The 16,908-nt window shown below is 55.9% G+C and carries 15 protein-coding genes; 9 read left to right on the plus strand and 6 right to left on the minus strand.

Features of this window, described 5'->3' with window-relative positions; genetic code table 11:
• Position 1: 1 nt before the first annotated feature.
• Together AC2FIS_RS07630 and AC2FIS_RS07635 are read right to left on the minus strand one after the other, a co-directional pair.
• A complete protein-coding gene (locus AC2FIS_RS07630; protein WP_058271993.1) occupies positions 2-925 on the minus strand; it encodes a carbohydrate ABC transporter permease in 924 nt (307 codons plus the stop codon).
• Between the two features lie 96 nt (positions 926-1,021).
• Entirely contained in the window at positions 1,022-2,281 is a 1,260-nt protein-coding gene (locus AC2FIS_RS07635; protein ID WP_108859651.1) for an ABC transporter substrate-binding protein, read from the minus strand.
• A gap of 150 nt (positions 2,282-2,431) precedes the next feature.
• On the opposite strand from AC2FIS_RS07635, the gene AC2FIS_RS07640 reads away from it, so the two are divergent.
• From AC2FIS_RS07640 to AC2FIS_RS07680, 9 genes are all read left to right on the plus strand, one after another.
• The gene (locus tag AC2FIS_RS07640) at positions 2,432-3,238 is read left to right on the plus strand and encodes an IclR family transcriptional regulator (RefSeq protein ID WP_496772675.1); all 807 of its coding nucleotides are present in this window, start codon (positions 2,432-2,434) and stop codon (positions 3,236-3,238) included.
• Positions 3,235-4,293 (plus strand): ABC transporter ATP-binding protein, encoded by a 1,059-nt coding sequence (locus AC2FIS_RS07645; RefSeq protein WP_496772676.1) that lies wholly within the window; start codon positions 3,235-3,237, stop codon positions 4,291-4,293. Before AC2FIS_RS07640 ends, AC2FIS_RS07645 begins: the two co-directional genes overlap by 4 nt.
• Positions 4,294-4,429: 136 nt before the next feature.
• A complete protein-coding gene (locus AC2FIS_RS07650; RefSeq protein WP_496772677.1) occupies positions 4,430-5,389 on the plus strand; it encodes a dihydrodipicolinate synthase family protein in 960 nt (319 codons plus the stop codon).
• A complete protein-coding gene (locus AC2FIS_RS07655) occupies positions 5,380-6,312 on the plus strand; it encodes a 4-hydroxyproline epimerase (protein ID WP_496772678.1) in 933 nt (310 codons plus the stop codon). The genes AC2FIS_RS07650 and AC2FIS_RS07655 overlap by 10 nt, the downstream gene beginning before the upstream one ends.
• On the plus strand, positions 6,309-7,547 hold the full coding sequence (locus AC2FIS_RS07660; protein WP_496772679.1) for an NAD(P)/FAD-dependent oxidoreductase: 1,239 nt from the start codon (positions 6,309-6,311) through the stop codon (positions 7,545-7,547). The genes AC2FIS_RS07655 and AC2FIS_RS07660 overlap by 4 nt, the downstream gene beginning before the upstream one ends.
• A 9-nt stretch (positions 7,548-7,556) precedes the next feature.
• Complete coding sequence (locus tag AC2FIS_RS07665; RefSeq protein WP_496772680.1) at positions 7,557-8,582, plus strand: trans-3-hydroxy-L-proline dehydratase; 1,026 nt, start codon at positions 7,557-7,559, stop codon at positions 8,580-8,582.
• A gap of 125 nt (positions 8,583-8,707) precedes the next feature.
• Positions 8,708-9,106, plus strand: a complete 399-nt coding sequence (locus tag AC2FIS_RS07670) for a tetratricopeptide repeat protein (protein WP_496772681.1) — start codon at positions 8,708-8,710, stop codon at positions 9,104-9,106.
• Positions 9,084-9,857: a tetratricopeptide repeat protein gene (locus tag AC2FIS_RS07675; protein WP_496772682.1), complete on the plus strand. Its 774-nt coding sequence runs from the start codon at positions 9,084-9,086 to the stop codon at positions 9,855-9,857. Before AC2FIS_RS07670 ends, AC2FIS_RS07675 begins: the two co-directional genes overlap by 23 nt.
• A 242-nt stretch (positions 9,858-10,099) precedes the next feature.
• Positions 10,100-12,313, plus strand: coding sequence for an NADP-dependent isocitrate dehydrogenase (locus AC2FIS_RS07680; protein WP_496772683.1), 2,214 nt, complete (start codon positions 10,100-10,102; stop codon positions 12,311-12,313).
• 277 nt (positions 12,314-12,590) lie between these two features.
• Here the strand turns inward: AC2FIS_RS07680 and AC2FIS_RS07685 are convergent, their stop codons facing one another.
• Genes AC2FIS_RS07685 through AC2FIS_RS07700 form a run of 4 tightly spaced genes read right to left on the minus strand, consistent with a single transcriptional unit; the run spans position 12,591 to position 16,818 of the window.
• A complete protein-coding gene (locus AC2FIS_RS07685) occupies positions 12,591-13,697 on the minus strand; it encodes a peptidoglycan-binding protein LysM (protein WP_496772684.1) in 1,107 nt (368 codons plus the stop codon).
• A gap of 45 nt (positions 13,698-13,742) precedes the next feature.
• Positions 13,743-15,005, minus strand: coding sequence for a type 2 periplasmic-binding domain-containing protein (locus AC2FIS_RS07690; RefSeq protein WP_496772685.1), 1,263 nt, complete (start codon positions 15,003-15,005; stop codon positions 13,743-13,745).
• Between the two features lie 22 nt (positions 15,006-15,027).
• Complete coding sequence (locus tag AC2FIS_RS07695; RefSeq protein ID WP_496772687.1) at positions 15,028-15,813, minus strand: PP2C family protein-serine/threonine phosphatase; 786 nt, start codon at positions 15,811-15,813, stop codon at positions 15,028-15,030.
• A 3-nt stretch (positions 15,814-15,816) separates the two neighbouring features.
• Entirely contained in the window at positions 15,817-16,818 is a 1,002-nt protein-coding gene (locus tag AC2FIS_RS07700) for an FHA domain-containing protein (protein WP_496772689.1), read from the minus strand.
• Positions 16,819-16,908 lie beyond the last annotated feature (90 nt).

Consider the following 16,908-nt stretch of genomic DNA (forward strand, 5'->3'; position numbering starts at 1 on the left):
CTTAATGCCCCCTTTCTTCGCGGTACATCGACCACAGGAAATAGGCGATGAAGCACAGCATGATCAGGAACAGGATCACCGCGATGGCGGCGCCATATCCCATGCGGAAGCCGTATTCTGACAGCGCGACTTCGAACATGTAATAGGCAAGCACACGGGACGAACCGAACGGGCCACCCTGGGTCATGATCGAGATCAGATCGAATGACCGAAGCGCGCCGATGATGGTGACAACGAAAGCAATGAAGGTGGCTGGGCGTAGTTGAGGCAGGATGATGTGCCACAGCATCCGCCCGCCTTTTGCACCGTCCAGACGTCCGGCCTCGATCTGTTCAGGATCCACAGCGTTCAGGCCAGTGAGATACAGGATCATGCAATAAGCTGTTTGCGGCCAGAGACCGGCAAAGATGATGCCGTAGGTGACGAAACGCTCATCCCCCAGAACATTCAGCGGGCCGAAGCCGAAGAATCCCAGGAATTCGTTCAACAGGCCGAAAGTCGGATCATAGAACCACGTGAAAACGAGTCCGACGACGACCTGAGAGATGACAAAGGGGAAGAAAAACAGTGACTTATAGAGCCGAATGCCCCAGACGGTTTGATTCAGGAACAGAGCAATGAACAGACCAGCCGGGATTGCCAGCAGGTACATGATCAACCAGATCAGGTTGTTCTTCAGCGATATGTAAAACGCGTCGCGATCGGCCAATTCCCAATACAGGTCTTCGTAGTTGCGAAAACCCACATATTCCGCAGCGCCAAGCCCATCCCATTCGTACAAGGACAAGTTGAACGATTGGAACACTGGAATTATCACATAGACCATGAAGAACAGCAAACCCGGGGCCAGAAAGAGCCAGGGCGCTATGCGCTGTTGATTTCTGTGGAACCAGCTTTCTTGTTCAGGGACATCGACGGCTGACATGCGCTCACTCGGTTTTGGATTAAAGGAGTAAGCCGGGTATGCACCCGCCTTACGCACGAAGTGGTGCAGGCCGGGCAAAAGCCCGGCCCGACCGGTTTAGTTTTCGTAGATACGCTGACGTGCGCGTTCCAGTTTGGACAGGATACGGTCAGCGTTGTCCGGCTTGACCATGAACTCCTGGAACCCTTCCATCGACACCTTCGCCATTTCAGCAGGTGCGTCACGATCCCAGAACTGGGCGACGCCACCGGGGCTGTTGGCGGACAGCATCTCAAAGCCTTGCTGCAGGAACTTGTCGGCATCGACGGACGACTGAGCGTTCACAGGCAGCTGGCCCAGGTTTGCGCCGTTGTTGATCTGAGTTTGCTCATCCGCGGAAACGGCAAAGCGCAGGAACTCACGCGCGGCTTCTTTATTCGATGCGTTGGCCGGGATGTGGAACGTATCAGTTGGCGCATCTTCCGCCAGTTCGACATCCGGGTTGATAGAAACGAACTGATAGAAGTCCAATTGGTCGTCGGTCAGTCCCGCTTCGCGCAGAGGCGCAACGGCAAAGTTACCCATCAAATAGGCGGCGGCTTCGCCGTTCACCATGAAGGGCAGGGCCTCTTGCCAGCTGTACGTCTGATGGTTGTCGACGAACGCGCCCATGTCGATCAGCTGTTTCCAGTTGGCGAAGGTCTGCTTGACCCGGTCGTCTTCCCAGCTGATTTCGCCATTGGCGAGCTGGTTGTGGAAGTCGAACCCGTTGGTGCGCATGTTTAGGTAGTCGAACCAACCGCCAGCGGTCCACAGGAACTTGGTGCCGATCGTATAGCAGGCGCGACCGGAATCGACGATCTTCTGGCAGTTCGCCAGCTCTTCTTCCCAAGTCGTTGGCTCGGTCAGGCCCAGCTCGTCAAAGATGTCTTTGCGATAGTAAACACCCCACTGGTAGTAGGTGTAGGGTACACCCCACTGCTTGCCGTCGATGGTCATCGCACCTTTGGTCGAGGCCAGATTTTCGGCGATCTCAGGTTCGGCCCACAAGTCCGATACATCTTCGAACAGGCCTGCCTCGACGTAGGGCTTCATGCGGTTTGCCGCATACCACGTCGCCACGTCCGGCGTATCCGCAGTCAGGAAGTTGCGGATCTGGGTCTTGTACGCCTCCCGGTCGATTACCGTGGTTTCGATCTCCAGTCCCGGATGCTGTTCCGCAAAACGGTCGATCATTGCCTCCATCGTCGCGCGTGGCGCCGGGTTGGAGGTATCGAGAAAGATTCGCAGCTCGCCGGTCAGTTCGGCGGCGACAGGTGCGGCAAGTGCGACACTGGCTGCCAAAGCGGCGGCAGTGCGCTTGTACATGGAATGCATGGTTTCCTCCCTTAGCTTCCATTTTATACTTTTGCAGTTCCAAATAATGAAACTGTGTTTTATATATTGAAAACTACACATCAACTCGGTTAGTCTTGTCAAGACCCTCGTGCCGATTGCGATGGGTTAATTGGAGGAGAACAGGCATCCGTGGCTGGTGACGGAACAATAGGAAAAGCATGTGATGTGCTGGATCAGGTGGCTGCGTTCGCGCGCCCGGTTCGATTCGCAGAGCTGTTGGAAAGCAGCAATTTCCCCAAGGCGACCCTGTATCGGTTCCTGCAAACGCTGACCAATCAGGGAATGCTGTCGTATGATCCGGACCGACAGACATATACGCCTGGTTTGCGATTGGTTCGGCTGGCTCATGCAGCGTGGACACAAAGCTCGCTCGCGCCGATTGCGCGACCGTTTCTGGATGCATTGAGCCGGGAAACCGGGGAAACGGTGCATCTGGCGCAGCTCGATTCAAATCAGGTGCTGTACGTGGATAAACGCAATGCGGCCCAGCCGATTGAGATGTATTCGCAGGCTGGCAAGGTCGGCCCGGCCTATTGCACCGGCGTCGGTAAGGCCATGATGGCGTTTTTGGATGAGGCCGCGCTGGACCGTGCAGTGTCCCAGCAAAGCTACCACCGCTTTACCGACAAGACACTGACATCCGAGGCGGCGTTGCGCGCTGATCTCCAACTGATCCGCAGCCGTGGCTATGCCGTCGATGACGAAGAGCATGAGCCCGGCATCATCTGCATTGCCTGCCCTGTCCTGACTTCGGGCGGGCGAATGCTGGGGGCGATTTCCGTGACCGGATCGACCGAACGGATGAATTTCGACCAATTGGAAACCTGGGTTCCCCGTGTTCGCCGTGTGGCCGAACAAATCGGAGCCGAAGCACAGGCCTGGCGGTTTCCTGAGACCCGTCCCAGTGCCGACACAAACAGGATGCAAGCAACATGACAGGTGTGACTCTGAACCAGGCGATCAAGCGGTATGGCGAGACGCAGGTTATTCACGGCATTGATCTGGAGATCGAAGATGGAGAGTTCTGTGTCTTCGTCGGCCCTTCGGGCTGTGGCAAATCCACTTTGCTGCGGATGATCGCGGGCCTTGAGGAAACAACCGAAGGGCAAATCCATATTGGTGCCCGCGAAGTGACCCATATGGACCCGGCCAAGCGTGGCGTGGCCATGGTGTTCCAGACCTACGCCCTTTATCCACACATGACTGTGGCTGAGAATATGGGTTTTGGTTTGCGCATGAATGGCGTGGAAAAGTCCGAAATCAATAAGAAAGTGCAAGAAGCGTCTAACATCCTCAAGTTGGATCAATACCTTAAACGCAAACCCAAAGCCCTGTCTGGCGGTCAACGCCAGCGGGTCGCCATCGGGCGTGCCATCGTGCGGGGTCCCGAGGTGTTTTTGTTCGACGAACCCCTGTCCAACCTCGATGCCGAATTGCGGGTCGAAATGCGGGTCGAAATCGCGCGGCTGCACAATGAAATTGGCGCGACCATGATTTATGTAACTCACGATCAGGTCGAGGCGATGACTATGGCCGACAAGATCGTTGTGCTGCGTGATGGCCGGATCGAACAGGTCGGCGCGCCGATGGATTTGTATCGGGACCCAGACAATCGGTTTGTAGCGGGATTTATCGGGTCACCTGCCATGAATTTCCTTGATTGCGACATCGTCGATGGAAAGGTTTCGCACCCGGCTCTCAGCGAGCCGCTGGATGTGCCTGTCAATACTCCGGCAGGGATGAGTAAAGTGACCCTTGGCATACGTCCAGAACACATCGCAGTGGATCGGTCAGGCGATACCTGCACCGTTGACCTGACCGAAGCGCTTGGCGGCGTGAGCTATACGTATCTGCTGACGCCCAATGGCGATAAACTGATTGTCGAGGAACGAGAAGATCAGCGCAGCGAACAGGGTGAACGCATCGGGCTGTCAGTGCGTTCGGAACGCGCGATGCTGTTTGATCCCGAAACAGGTCACAGGCTTCGCTGAAAAAACCCATTTTGTAATTTGAGCGCGCCCGATCATCGATTTGGCGCGCTTTCAATTTTTCTGGATTTTGTATCCAATATCCGTTATGGCGATTCCAAAAGCGTGTGTAACCGCCCAGCCATCGAGGAATTTACCAATGTCGACCAATGTGTTCACCGGCACGATGCCCGCTCTGATGACGCCATGCAAACCCGATCGGACGCCTGACTTTGATGCGTTGGTGCACAAAGGAAAGCAGATGATCGACGCAGGTATGTCTGCCGTGGTCTACTGCGGTTCGATGGGGGATTGGCCCTTGTTAACCGATGCACAGCGGATGGAAGGTGTCGAGCGTTTGGTCGACGCGGGTTTGCCCGTTGTGGTCGGGACCGGAGCCATCAACACCAAATCCGCCGTGGCCCATGCGGCACATGCGCAAAAGATAGGTGCAGTCGGCCTGATGGTCATTCCGCGCGTTCTGTCTCGCGGCAGTTCACCTGCCGCACAGAAGAACCACTTCAAAGCGATCTTGTCAGCCGCCCCCGATGTTCCGGCGATCATCTACAACAGTCCGTATTATGGCTTTGCTACGCGGGCTGACCTGTTCTTTGCTCTGCGCTCAGAACATTCTAATCTGATTGGCTTCAAGGAATTCGGCGGTAAAGACGACCTGCGATATGCGGCCGAGAACATTACCAGTCAGGATGATCAGGTAACCCTGATGGTGGGTGTTGATACCGAGGTCTTCCACGGGTTCGTAAACTGCGGCGCAACCGGGTCGATCACCGGGATTGGCACAGCCTTGCCGCGCGAAGCGCTGTTGCTGGCTGCTTTGTCCAAAAAAGCGGCGCAAGGCCATGCTGAGGCCCGCCGGCGCGCGCTGGAACTGACCGAAGCGATTCAGGTGCTTTCCAGCTTTGATGAAGGCCCGGATCTGGTGCTGTATTACAAGCACTTGTTGGTTCTGAACGGGGAACAGGAATACCGATTGCACTTTAACGAAACGGATGAGTTGACGGATGCACAACGTAACTATTGCGAACAGCAATATGATCTGTTCCAGACTTGGTATGCCGATTGGTCGAAACAGGGTGGGGTGATCGCTGAATGCACGTGATCGACAGTCACACAGGCGGCGAGCCGACGCGTGTCATTCTGGATGGCGCGCCCGATTTGGGCTCTGGGCCGTTGTCGGAACGAGCACAGCGGCTGGCTACTGAGCATCAGGCGTTCTACCGCTCTGTCATGTTAGAGCCGCGCGGCCAGCCAGCCATGGTCGCTGCGTTACTGGTCGAGCCGGTTGATCCGACATGCGCGACTGGTGTGATCTATTTCGATGTCGACGCCGTTTTGGGCATGTGTGGGCACGGAACCATCGGTCTGGCGGTCACATTGGCACATCTGGGGCGAATCGACGTGGGTCAACACCGGATCGAAACGCCCGCTGGTGTGGTGACGGTCAAGTTGCACGATGCAAACACCGTTACCGTGACCAACATTGAAAGCCGCAGAATTCATCAAGCCGTTACCCTGGATGTCGTGGGCTACGGCCAGATCACAGGGGACGTGGCATATGGCGGAAACTGGTTCTTTATCGTTGACCCCAGCCCGATCCCCGTCGAGCCTGCGAATATTCGCGTACTGGAGGATGTAACGGTCGCCATCCGTGAAGCCTCGATCGCGCAAGGGGCTGGTGGAGAAAATGGCGAACCGATTGACCACGTCATCCTACAGGAATCTTCACCGGACCCGGCGGTTCACAGTCGCAATTTCGTTCTGTGCCCCGATGACAATTATGACCGCTCACCATGTGGAACGGGCAGCTCGGCTCGGCTGGCCTGTCTGGCGGCCGACCGACGTTTGGCGCCAGGCCAGGAGATCATCCAGCAAAGCGTGATTGGCAGTTCCTATCGATTGTCTTACCAGCCCGGGCCAAACGGGGGTGTTATCCCCTCGATCACCGGACAGGCATTCGTCATGGCCGAAGCGACGTTGTTGTTCAACAAAAACGATCCTTTCAGAGCCGGGATCGAAACATGACCTCACAAGTCGTTGTCATCGGCGCCGGAGTAATTGGGATTACGACCGCGCTCGAACTGCAACGACGGGGCCATTCCGTACTTGTCCTGGACCGCAAGGGCATCGCGGCTGAAACATCAGCCGGTAACGCCGGGGCGTTTGCCTTTTCTGAGGTCGAACCACTAGCCACGCCCGGCATCATGCGCAAAGCACCAAAGTGGTTGTTGGATCCGTTGGGCCCACTGTCCATTCCGCCGGCCTACGCCTTGAAAATTGCACCGTGGATGTACCGGTTTTGGCGCGCCAGCCGACCGGACCGCTATGAAAACTTGCTTGGTACGCAAGCCAGTTTGATGGCGTTTTCCAAAACTGCGCTTGATCAGTTGATGCCAAACATCGACGCCGAACACCTGTTGCAACGCGATGGGCAGATGCAGTTGTATGAAAGCGAGGCCGAATACCGCGCCAGTTTGCCGACATGGAATTTGCGGCGCGAACACGGGATCGAATTTGAACTGCTTGAAAGCCCGGCCGCAATTGCCGAGATGCAGCCGGGCCTCAGCCCTCGGTTCACCCATGCGGGGTTTACGCCGAACTGGCTGAACACTGTTGATCCAAAACGATGGGTCGAACATCTTGCTGAGGTCTTTCAGTGGCGAGGCGGTCGGATCGAATGGAAAGATATCCGAACCTTGTCACCGCAGGAAAATGGTGTGCGGGTCGCATGCGCGGACGGAACAATCGAAGCGAGCAAGGTGGTGGTTGCCGCGGGTGCCTGGTCTCATCACATCGCGCAAACATTGGGCGATCGCATCCCACTGGAAACCGAGCGTGGATACAATACGACTTTGCCGGAAGGCGCATTTGATTTGCGTATGCACCTGACATTCTCGCGCCACGGCTTTGTTGCCAGCAAAATAAATGGTGGAGTGCGCGTCGGAGGGGCGGTCGAACTGGGCGGGTTAACCTTACCGCCAAACTACAAGCGCGCCGACATTTTGTTGGAAAAGGCGGCGGCGTTTCTGCCTGGACTAAAAACCGAAGGTGGCACGCAATGGATGGGGTTCCGTCCATCCTTGCCGGACAGCATTCCGGTGATTGGCGCGTCTCGTAAATCGGCGGACGTCGTTTACGCCTTCGGGCACGGGCATTTGGGCCTGACCCAATCTGCGGGAACTGCGGAACTCGTCGGGGCGCTGGTCGATGGGCAAGACCCACCAATATCAATGTCGCCTTACGCCGCCACCCGGTTTTAAGGAGGGGATATGCGCAGTATCAAGACCATTCATGTCGTGTCGGCCCATGCCGAAGGCGAGGTCGGCGACGTCATCGTGGGCGGCGTCACACCGCCGCCGGGTGACACGATCTGGGAACAACGGACGCATATCGCCAACAATCAAACGTTAAGAAATTTCGTACTGAACGAACCGCGAGGCGGTGTGTTTCGGCACGTCAATCTTCTGGTTCCGCCCAAACACCCGGATGCCGACGCCGCCTTTATCATCATGGAGCCCGAGGACACTCCACCTATGTCTGGTTCAAACTCGATCTGTGTTGCCACGGTATTGCTGGATAGTGGGATCATCCCGATGCACGAACCCGAGACCACTCTGACGCTTGAAGCGCCCGGAGGTCTGGTCCGCGTGCGCGCTGAATGCCGGGATGGCAAGGCAGAACGGATCCACGTGCAGAACCTCCCTAGTTTTGCGGGTAAGCTCTCTGTCCCGTTAGAGGTTCCGGGTTTGGGCACGCTGACTGTTGATACGGCTTTTGGAGGCGACAGTTTCGTAGTTGTAGATGCCGCTGAGCTGGGGTTCGACATAACCCAAGACGAAGCCCGTGAAATCGCCCGGACCGGCGTTACAATTACGAATGCCGCCAATGCCCAATTAGGGTTCTCGCACCCCGAGAACCCGGATTGGACCCACATTTCCTTTTGCGCTTTTTGTGGCCGGCTTGAAAAGACCCCGACTGGTTGGCGCGGTAAATCTGCCGTTGCCATTCAGCCCGGAAAGGTGGATCGCTCGCCCACTGGCACAGCGGTATCTGCGCGTATGGCGCTAATGGCGGCCAAAGGGCAGATGACGGTCGGGCAAACCTTCGAAGCTGTTTCGATCATCGGCTCGCGCTTTATCGGGCGGATTGTTCGGGAAACGCAGGTTGGCGCCCAGCCCGCTATCATCCCAGAAATCAGCGGGCGCGGCTGGACCACCGGAACCCATCAGCACATGCTTGATCCAGACGACCCTTGGCCGGGTGGGTATCGGTTGAGTGACACTTGGGGCGTTTGATCAATCTCTGCGATTGCGCTTGTGTCTTTTCCGTATCATTTACAGAAATTTGGCGACGCGTTTCCTTGAGTATAGGTTCTGGATTGCCACCTTAAGGTGAGTGCTTTGAACAGATTGGAGGTGTAATGCACATTCGTCTTGCCGCCCTGGCTATTGTGATCGCCACGTTGTTGCTGTCCTTCAATTCACCGTCAAAATCCAGACCAAATTACACACAGCTGGCTCAGTCATGCCTTGGCAACAAAGGCGGCATGTCACATGTGGTCGCGGCCTGCACAACTTTGATGAATGGCGAGGGTGTTACCCCAGAAAACCGGAACACACTGCTGAGATCTCGTGGTTGGGCGTACTACAGCGGCAATCAGTACGAAGAGGCAATTTCGGACTACACCAGCGCTTTGGCTCTCGCTCAGGACGACCCACAGTCGACATTGTGGCGCGCTATTGCCTATCACGAGGCGGGCCGTTCAATCTGCAGGCTCAGCTTACGAAAAAGCTCTGTTGCTTGCCCCAAGCAGCACTGACGCATTGTTTCACAAGGCTCAGTTCGACAGGGGCCAGGGAAACTATCTAGCCGCCATTCAGGGTTTGGAGAAGATTCTGGAACTCGATCCGAGCTACGGGGATGCGGGAACTGTTCTGATCAATACTCACTACGACGTAAATGGACATGACGCGGTCGAACAGTTTCTGACACAAGCTGAACAGCGCTGGACCAATCAATCATGGGTGCATTTGTCTCGTTTAATCTACGATCTGAAATTCACAGGTGACCATGAAAGCGCTTTGGAGGCATCCGCAGCGCTCGCTCGACTTGAAACAGGTTTAGGGAGCGAGCACTTTTTGCATGCTCTTGTGCACTTTAAAATTGGTGACACAAACAAAGGTGAAGAGTACGTGGAGAATTTCGCGGCTCGCGTGCGCGCAGAAGATTATGCAAAGAGAAAGTACTTCAATAGGTGGTTCTATAGTGCCGCCGAATGGTATGTATGGAGAAACGCCAAAGAACAGCTTTATGGTGGCAATTTCTATGCAATCCTTGGTCAAATGGATTTGGCGGAAATGGAATACAAAGCAGTTCTACAAGGAACCGGGTCGGCAGGTCGAAAAGCACTGTTGGACATTTTCTGCGCAAAAGGCGTGTCAGTTTCGCAGCAAGCTTACGCCGGATCATCCGATCATATCACCCAAGCGATTTCCGATTATGTTGGATTGGTCGACGAAGAGGCATTTCATCACAGTTACGGGCCTCCAAAACCGACGAAAGGCGAATGATTGTGACTTGATGGTCTGGTGTTTTTCCCACGAAACCCAACCAATCTCACCAAGTTTTCCTAACCCGTGGCAATATGCACCGCGTCTAGACGATTGATCCCAACCCCAACCTGATTTAAGGGAGGCTCTGTCAATACAGAGTCACCGTTGGGCGGTAGGATTTACACGCCCATCCTTCGCTACCCGTTTGTGGCACACTCTAGGATCGCACGCCCCGAAAGGCTTAAAAAAGGTAAAAGAATATGGCAGATAACTCAAACTTCGACATATTGTATACCATTGTAGACGAAGCGCCCGAACTGGCCAGCGCCTCGTTCCTGCCCATCATTCGCAAGTTTGCTAGCGCCGCGGGTGTCAGTGTTGGCACCAAGGATATTTCGCTGGCCGGTCGTATTCTCTCGACCTTTCCAGAAAAACTGACTGATGCACAGCGCATCACCGACGATTTGGCCGCATTGGGCGAGCTGGTGAAAACGCCGGACGCCAACGTGATCAAACTGCCAAACATCTCGGCATCGGTCCCGCAACTGGTGGCTGCCGTCGAAGAGCTGCAGTCACAGGGCTACGACATCCCGAACTACCCCGAAGAGCCGTCGACCGATGAAGAAAAGGCGATCCGAGCGCGTTACGACGCTATCAAAGGCTCGGCTGTGAACCCGGTACTGCGCGAAGGTAACTCGGATCGTCGCGCGGCGCGTGCGGTGAAGAACTATGCTCAGAAGAACCCGCATTCGATGGGGGAATGGGCGTCGGACAGCAAAACCAAAGTGTCGTCGATGTCTGGCAATGATTTCTATGCCAACGAGAAGTCCGCCACCATTACCGCCGCTCAGGCCGGTGATGTCAAGATCGAATTCGTCGGCAAAGACGGCAGCATCACTGTCCTGAAGGACGCCTGGCCACTGGCCGAGGGCACAGTTGCAGACGCCACTTTCATGTCGGTCAAGGCGCTGTCATCCTTCCTGGCAGATGCGATTGAGGACACCAAGAAAGACGGCACCATGTTCTCGTTGCACATGAAAGCCACGATGATGAAGGTCTCGGACCCGATCATCTTTGGCTTTGCGGTCAAAGCCTGGCTGGCCCCGGTATTCGAAAAGTTCGGCGCTGAACTGGACGCTTTGGGTGTGAACCCTAATTCTGGTCTGGGCGATTTGCTGGAACGTGTTCAGGGCAATGCCGACATCATGGCCGCCATCGACGCGATCAAAGCCGACCGTCCGGCCATGTATATGGTCGACAGTGACAAAGGCATAACCAACCTGCACGTGCCGTCAGACGTGATCATCGATGCCTCGATGCCTGCCGTAATCCGGGCAGGCGGAAAAGGCTGGAACGAGGCCGGTGCCAAGGGCGACACCAACTGTGTTATCCCCGACCGCTGCTATGCATCGGTTTATGATGAGAGCATCAACTTTTTCAAAGCCAATGGCGCACTGAACCCTGCAACTGTCGGTGCTGTCGCCAACGTCGGCCTGATGGCGCAAAAAGCGGAAGAATACGGTTCGCACCCAACAACGTTCCAAGCGCCGGCCGACGGTGCCATCCGTATCGTTCTGGCCAATGGCGAGACGCTGCATTCGCATGACGTTGAAAAGGGCGACATCTGGCGCGCCTGCACTGTGAAGAAAGCTCCGATCGAAAACTGGATCCAGTTGGCCATGGACCGTCAGCGTTTGACCGGGTCCGAGTCCATCTTCTGGTTGGACGCAAACCGCGCCCACGATGCGGAACTGATCAAATACGTCAAACCGGCACTTGAGGCGGCTGGTGTGGCCGACAAGTTCCTGATCATGGCTCCGCGCGAGGCGACCCGCCAGTCGTTGGAAACCATTACGGCAGGTATGGACAGCATCGCTATCACGGGCAACGTATTGCGTGACTACCTGACTGACCTGTTCCCGATCCTGGAACTGGGCACGTCGGCCAAGATGCTGTCGATTGTGAAACTGATGAATGGCGGTGGTCTGTTCGAAACCGGCGCGGGTGGGTCCGCTCCGAAACACGTGCAGCAATTGGTTGAGGAAAACCACCTGCGCTGGGACTCGATGGGTGAGTTCTGTGCTTTGGGTGAATCTCTCAACTTCCTGGCCGACAACAAGGGCAACGCCAAAGCGGGTGTTCTGGGTGCTGCGGCCGAAGCGGCCACGCAAGGCATTCTGGACAACAATAAATCGCCCAGCCGTAAAGTTGGACAACCGGACAACCGCGACAGCCACTATTGGTTCGCACGCTATTGGGCTGAGGCTCTGGCCGCGCAATCGGATGATACTGAATTGGCAGCAGAATTCGCGCCGATCGCAAAAGAGCTGGCGGATAACGAAGGTCAGATCCTGTCTGAGCTGGCGACCGCTCAGGGTGCTGCCGCGGATCTCGGTGGATACTACCACACCGATCCTGCCAAGACCGCAGCGGTAATGCGCCCCAGCGCGACACTGAACGCGATCATCGGCTGATAAACAGTACCCACGCTTTGCGGCGTGGGTGTTTTCAGATTGGTGAGATCAATAGAAAAAAGGGCCGACCCCCAAAGTCGGCCCTTTTTTGAGTGAGTGGTCAGGCCGAAGCCTCACCGGTGTAGTTGATTTCACGTTAACTAATCCATGAGTTTTGGAAATTAGGGGATTCCCGTACTTTTGGGAATTTTGGGTTCAACCTATAGCTAAACCAGCTGTTTAAAACGAAAAAGGGCCGGTCAAATGACCGGCCCAATTCGCGCGAAAAGTCGAATGATCAGTTAGATGCTGCGTTCAGCTTTTCGTTTTGTTCGCGAAGGGTGTCCGAGATAATCGCGTACCACTCGCCGGACTGACGCATTTCGTTCAGGCCCTTGTTCATCATCGCAATGTACTCACGTGCGAACGGGTTGGTGCGGTGTGCAAGAAAGCTCATCGAGGACAAGGTCGACACATAGGGGTTTTCGACCAGATCTGTCGAAGTCAATCCCATGTCGTTCATGGTCGAAGCGAACAGATCGACTTCAAACGCGGCGACATCCGCTGTGCCGGTCAGAACGGCATCAAGGCATTCGCGAGCAGAGTTAGGTTGGACCACATTGGTATTTTCGCGGTTCAGTCCGACTTCTTCCAGGACCACCATGCTCCAACCTGACATGCGGCAAATGGTTGAACCTTCAAAGTCTTCGAACTTTGTCGCGCTTGCATAGTCGCTTTCCGGCAGAGTGAAGAAACCACCTACGATGTCGTATACAGGGACAGAAGCCACGAATTGCGTACACCGCGCTTCAGTTTCGGACGACCATTCGTATGTGCGGTTCGTACAATCCGGGACGGTCCAGGCGATTGAAATATCGAACGCGCCCAGCGGCAACAAAGTGTCCAGATGCGAGCTCCAGTCGTCGACAAAGCTGACGGAGTAATCGCGGCTGTTGCCAGCACGCTGAAGACTGGTTGTTGCCAGACGGGTCATAATACCGCCGCCACCCAGCGCTTCACTCGTGAAGGGTTCCCAACCGTTACCCGCCACCATTTTGATTGGGGGGGCATAGACATTTGATCGCTTGACGCTTGCCGCGCGTTGCTCTTCTGCTGCGATCAGTTCCTGCGCGGACTGACCGTTTGGCAGGCTACCATCCTCACAGGGCAAGGCCAGAACCAGACCTGGCTCAAGAGCGTTTGGGTTGGTGATGATGTTGCGGTTTGCGTTAAAGATCGGCTGATAGTTCGACGTACCGTATGCTGCGATCGCAATGGTCGCCATCGTGTCGCCGTCCGCAACTGTATAATTGGTACAAGCTTCTTGCGCAGCGGCGGCGCCGGCGCTCAGAGCGGTAACGGCGGTGGCCGACAGTGCAACTTTCTTCAGGTTCAATTCAAACATGTCCACTTCCTCCAGACTTTTCTTCTAGTTAGGCCACATGGGGCCTTAGCCATTTTCCATTTGATGACGCAGAGCGGTTGAAACGATGTCTCGCCACTCTCCGGATTGCTGCATGATGTCCAAACCTTGATTGAGCGTCTCAAGGATCGCTTCCCCATCCGGATTATCTTTATGGGTCATGACGTTAAGCGACTTGATCGCCGCCAGATTGGGGTTTTCTACAATGCGGTGTTCGTACCCCAGTCGTCCAATTGCTTCGAAGGCCAGATGAGCTTCGATCGCAACGATATCGGCTGTCCCGTTCATAAGCGCATGAAAGCACTCATCGGGTGAAACCGGGCGCATTAGCGAGATCGCCGGTGCGTACAGTCCGACCGCGTCCATGTGCGACAGCGACCAACCTTCGGGGCGACAGATAGTTGTCCCGGCAAAGTCCGCATAGGTCAGAGTTTGCTCATAGCCCGAGCCTTCGCGGGCAAAGAACGTGTCCACAACTTCATAGAACGGGTTAGAGAAGTTGTATGTATCGCACCGCGCGCGGTCTTTTTCAGAAAGCGCCTCAGCCTCTTCGCAGTTTGGACGCGACCAGGGGAAGGTGGCATCGAAAGCAAGTGTCGGCATCAAAAGGTCCAGATGCGACGACCAGTCGTTGACGAACTGGATCTTATAGGACTGTTCGGGCGCGGCGCGCAGCATCGCTGTTTCGACAAGGTAGGTGTAGAGCCCGCGATTGGGCAGGGCCTCGTCGGTGAAAGGCGCATAGTTACCGCCAGTGATAAGCAACAACTGACGGTCGCGGATTTCGGGGCGTTCGCCGGCGTCTGCATTGCGGATCAGCGCTGCGGCTTCTGCCCGCGCGGATTCGATCTCATCCTTGGCAGCCGATTTTGCAGCAATCACTGCATCTTCGCTTGCCTTTTTGGCTTCAGCTTCGGCTTCGGCAACGCGGGCTTCCGCCTCTGCGATGGCTTTCGCCGCGCGATTCTCGGCTGCCTTGACCAGCTCGGCTGCCATTTCGGCGGCCATGGCTTCGGCCTCGGTCTGCGGCGCGGCCGGTGCGCGCCCGATCTCTTCCAAACAAGGCATGGTCAGAAGGTCGCCTACCCGAATGATGTTCGGATTGTTTCCGATCACGTCCCGGTTTGCATCGTAAATGATACGAAAGTCTTCGGTCGAATAAACTTCGATGGATAACTCGCGCAGGCTGTCGCCCCGTTGAATTTCGTAGGTTGAGCATGCCTGTTGCGCCGAGGCGGTACCCGCAGCGGCAGCAAGTGCCAGGCTTGATATGATAAGATGGTTTCTCATGGGTCCTGTTGCTTTGCCTTGTTTAGTTTTTTGTAAGTTTGACAACACCGATTGAGATGTTGTCCTGATCCGGGTCGCCCTTAGCGTTCAGCGCGGCTTGCAGCGCCCCGGCGATGTCTTGTGCAAGCCCGCTGGCATTGGATTGAAGAATGGACTGAATTTCAGCGTTGCTGAGATATTGCAGGCCATCACTTCCCAGAACCAAAACATCCGAAGGTGTCAGGTCCAGCGGGGTTTCCGGGCAATCGACCTTTGGAATTGCCGCACCCATGATGACCGAAGTCAGTTGGTTGCGGTCAGGATGCGCCAGCGCTTCGGCCTCGGTCAAAGTGCCTTCGGCCAACTGCGCATCAATCATAGGAGCCATCGAGTGATCTTCGTTGATCTGCGACAGCTCTCCGTCCCGGAACAAGTAAAGGGGGCTGTCGCCGATCGAAATCCAGAACAACCGCTGGCCCAGCAACAAAGTTCCCAACATGGTTGAGCCCATGTTGAATCCAGCGCCTTGTTCCTGGGAATAGCCGGCGATGGAGGCATTGGCCTGCATTGCCGCCAGGGGCAACGCGTCTATCAAGGCGGACTCGGGTGTTGTTGTACCTTCAAGCTCGGCATCTAACGCGTCACGCCAGGCCTGGATCACAAGGTCAGAGGCGACTTCACCTGCCGCATGCCCGCCCATGCCGTCAGCGACGACGACATAGCTTGCATTCGCCGCATCGAACATGCGCGAAGCAACCGCGTCCTCCTGCGTGTCACGCTGGCCCTTGTCCAGGATCAGCGCAATGTCATATGCCGGTGTCGCCAGCATCTATCAGGAATCCCGCCAGTCAAAGCCATCGTCACAGAAGGCGGCAAAGCGGACTGATGTTTCGCTGATGCGGATCAGATCCCCGCTGGACAGTGGGACGGTGCTAAGAACCGGCTTGCCGTTCAGACGCACCAGGTTGGCCTTGCCGCCGTGTCCCAGATAACATTTGCGGTCCTCGGGGTCATAAGCAATCACCGCATGGTTGCTGCGGGAAATACCAGTGTCTCCAAAGTCGAGCTGAATGGCCTGATCGTCGTTGCGGCCAATCTGCATCAAGCCCTCGGTCAGCGTTACGCTCGCACCCCGGCCCGGACCACCAGTGATGACCAGCCAACCAACCGGGAAAGACTGTTCGGCATTGTCTGTTTTGGCTGCAGGTTCTGCCGTCTCAATAAGGTCCTGCACATGTGTGTCGGCGCGTTCGAAACCCAGGAAGGTTGTCTTGACGCGACCACGACGATCTTCGGCAGCCGTGGGCTGCGGAACCGGTGCAACCTCAACCAGTGGTTCTTCGGCGACCGGTGCTTCTGCCACCGGTTCTGCGGAGGGTTCGTCAGCGACAACCTCGATGATCTGTTCCGGTTCGGGGGCCTCGACTTCAAGTACCTCGTGCTCGACAATCACTTCAGTGACCGCTTCGATCTCTTCCTCAACTGCCGAGTGCAGCGTCAACACGGTCTCAGCTTCGGGCGCGGGTACTTCACCTGCCACGTCCTGAACTTCTGCGATAACTTCAGCGACGACGACATCATCCTCAACCTCTGTTGTATCTGCTACGTCTTCCTCAGAGAATTCCGGCATTTTCTCTTCGGGTACCAACTCATCGGTTTCTTCGTAGCTGTCCGAGGACATATTGCCGCCTGCCAGTGCTTCGCGCAGGGCGTTGAAATCGGCGATGGGCTCGGCCTTTTCCGCCTCTGGCGCTACCGCTTCTTCGGCTTCATTCTCTTTCGGTTTGCCGGCACCTTCGAGAAGCCGGCTAAGAGGGCTTTTGTATTTGAACATGGTGTCGACACCTTTTTTCTTGGCACAGGACAACTGTCCTATGGGGCTGCTTCTTACCTCTGTGCGCGGTTGCACAACGGCATGGATAAT

Source organism: Ruegeria sp. CDSB113 (genome assembly GCF_059611045.1).

Coding starts and splice junctions, on each gene's coding strand:
- AC2FIS_RS07630 (WP_058271993.1), bottom strand. CDS start 925: ATGTCAGCCGTCGATGTCCCTGAACAAGAAAGCTGGTTCCACAGAAAT.
- AC2FIS_RS07635 (WP_108859651.1), bottom strand. CDS start 2,281: ATGCATTCCATGTACAAGCGCACTGCCGCCGCTTTGGCAGCCAGTGTC.
- AC2FIS_RS07645 (WP_496772676.1), top strand. CDS start 3,235: ATGACAGGTGTGACTCTGAACCAGGCGATCAAGCGGTATGGCGAGACG.
- AC2FIS_RS07650 (WP_496772677.1), top strand. CDS start 4,430: ATGTCGACCAATGTGTTCACCGGCACGATGCCCGCTCTGATGACGCCA.
- AC2FIS_RS07655 (WP_496772678.1), top strand. CDS start 5,380: ATGCACGTGATCGACAGTCACACAGGCGGCGAGCCGACGCGTGTCATT.
- AC2FIS_RS07660 (WP_496772679.1), top strand. CDS start 6,309: ATGACCTCACAAGTCGTTGTCATCGGCGCCGGAGTAATTGGGATTACG.
- AC2FIS_RS07665 (WP_496772680.1), top strand. CDS start 7,557: ATGCGCAGTATCAAGACCATTCATGTCGTGTCGGCCCATGCCGAAGGC.
- AC2FIS_RS07670 (WP_496772681.1), top strand. CDS start 8,708: ATGCACATTCGTCTTGCCGCCCTGGCTATTGTGATCGCCACGTTGTTG.
- AC2FIS_RS07680 (WP_496772683.1), top strand. CDS start 10,100: ATGGCAGATAACTCAAACTTCGACATATTGTATACCATTGTAGACGAA.
- AC2FIS_RS07685 (WP_496772684.1), bottom strand. CDS start 13,697: ATGTTTGAATTGAACCTGAAGAAAGTTGCACTGTCGGCCACCGCCGTT.
- AC2FIS_RS07690 (WP_496772685.1), bottom strand. CDS start 15,005: ATGAGAAACCATCTTATCATATCAAGCCTGGCACTTGCTGCCGCTGCG.
- AC2FIS_RS07695 (WP_496772687.1), bottom strand. CDS start 15,813: ATGCTGGCGACACCGGCATATGACATTGCGCTGATCCTGGACAAGGGC.
- AC2FIS_RS07700 (WP_496772689.1), bottom strand. CDS start 16,818: ATGTTCAAATACAAAAGCCCTCTTAGCCGGCTTCTCGAAGGTGCCGGC.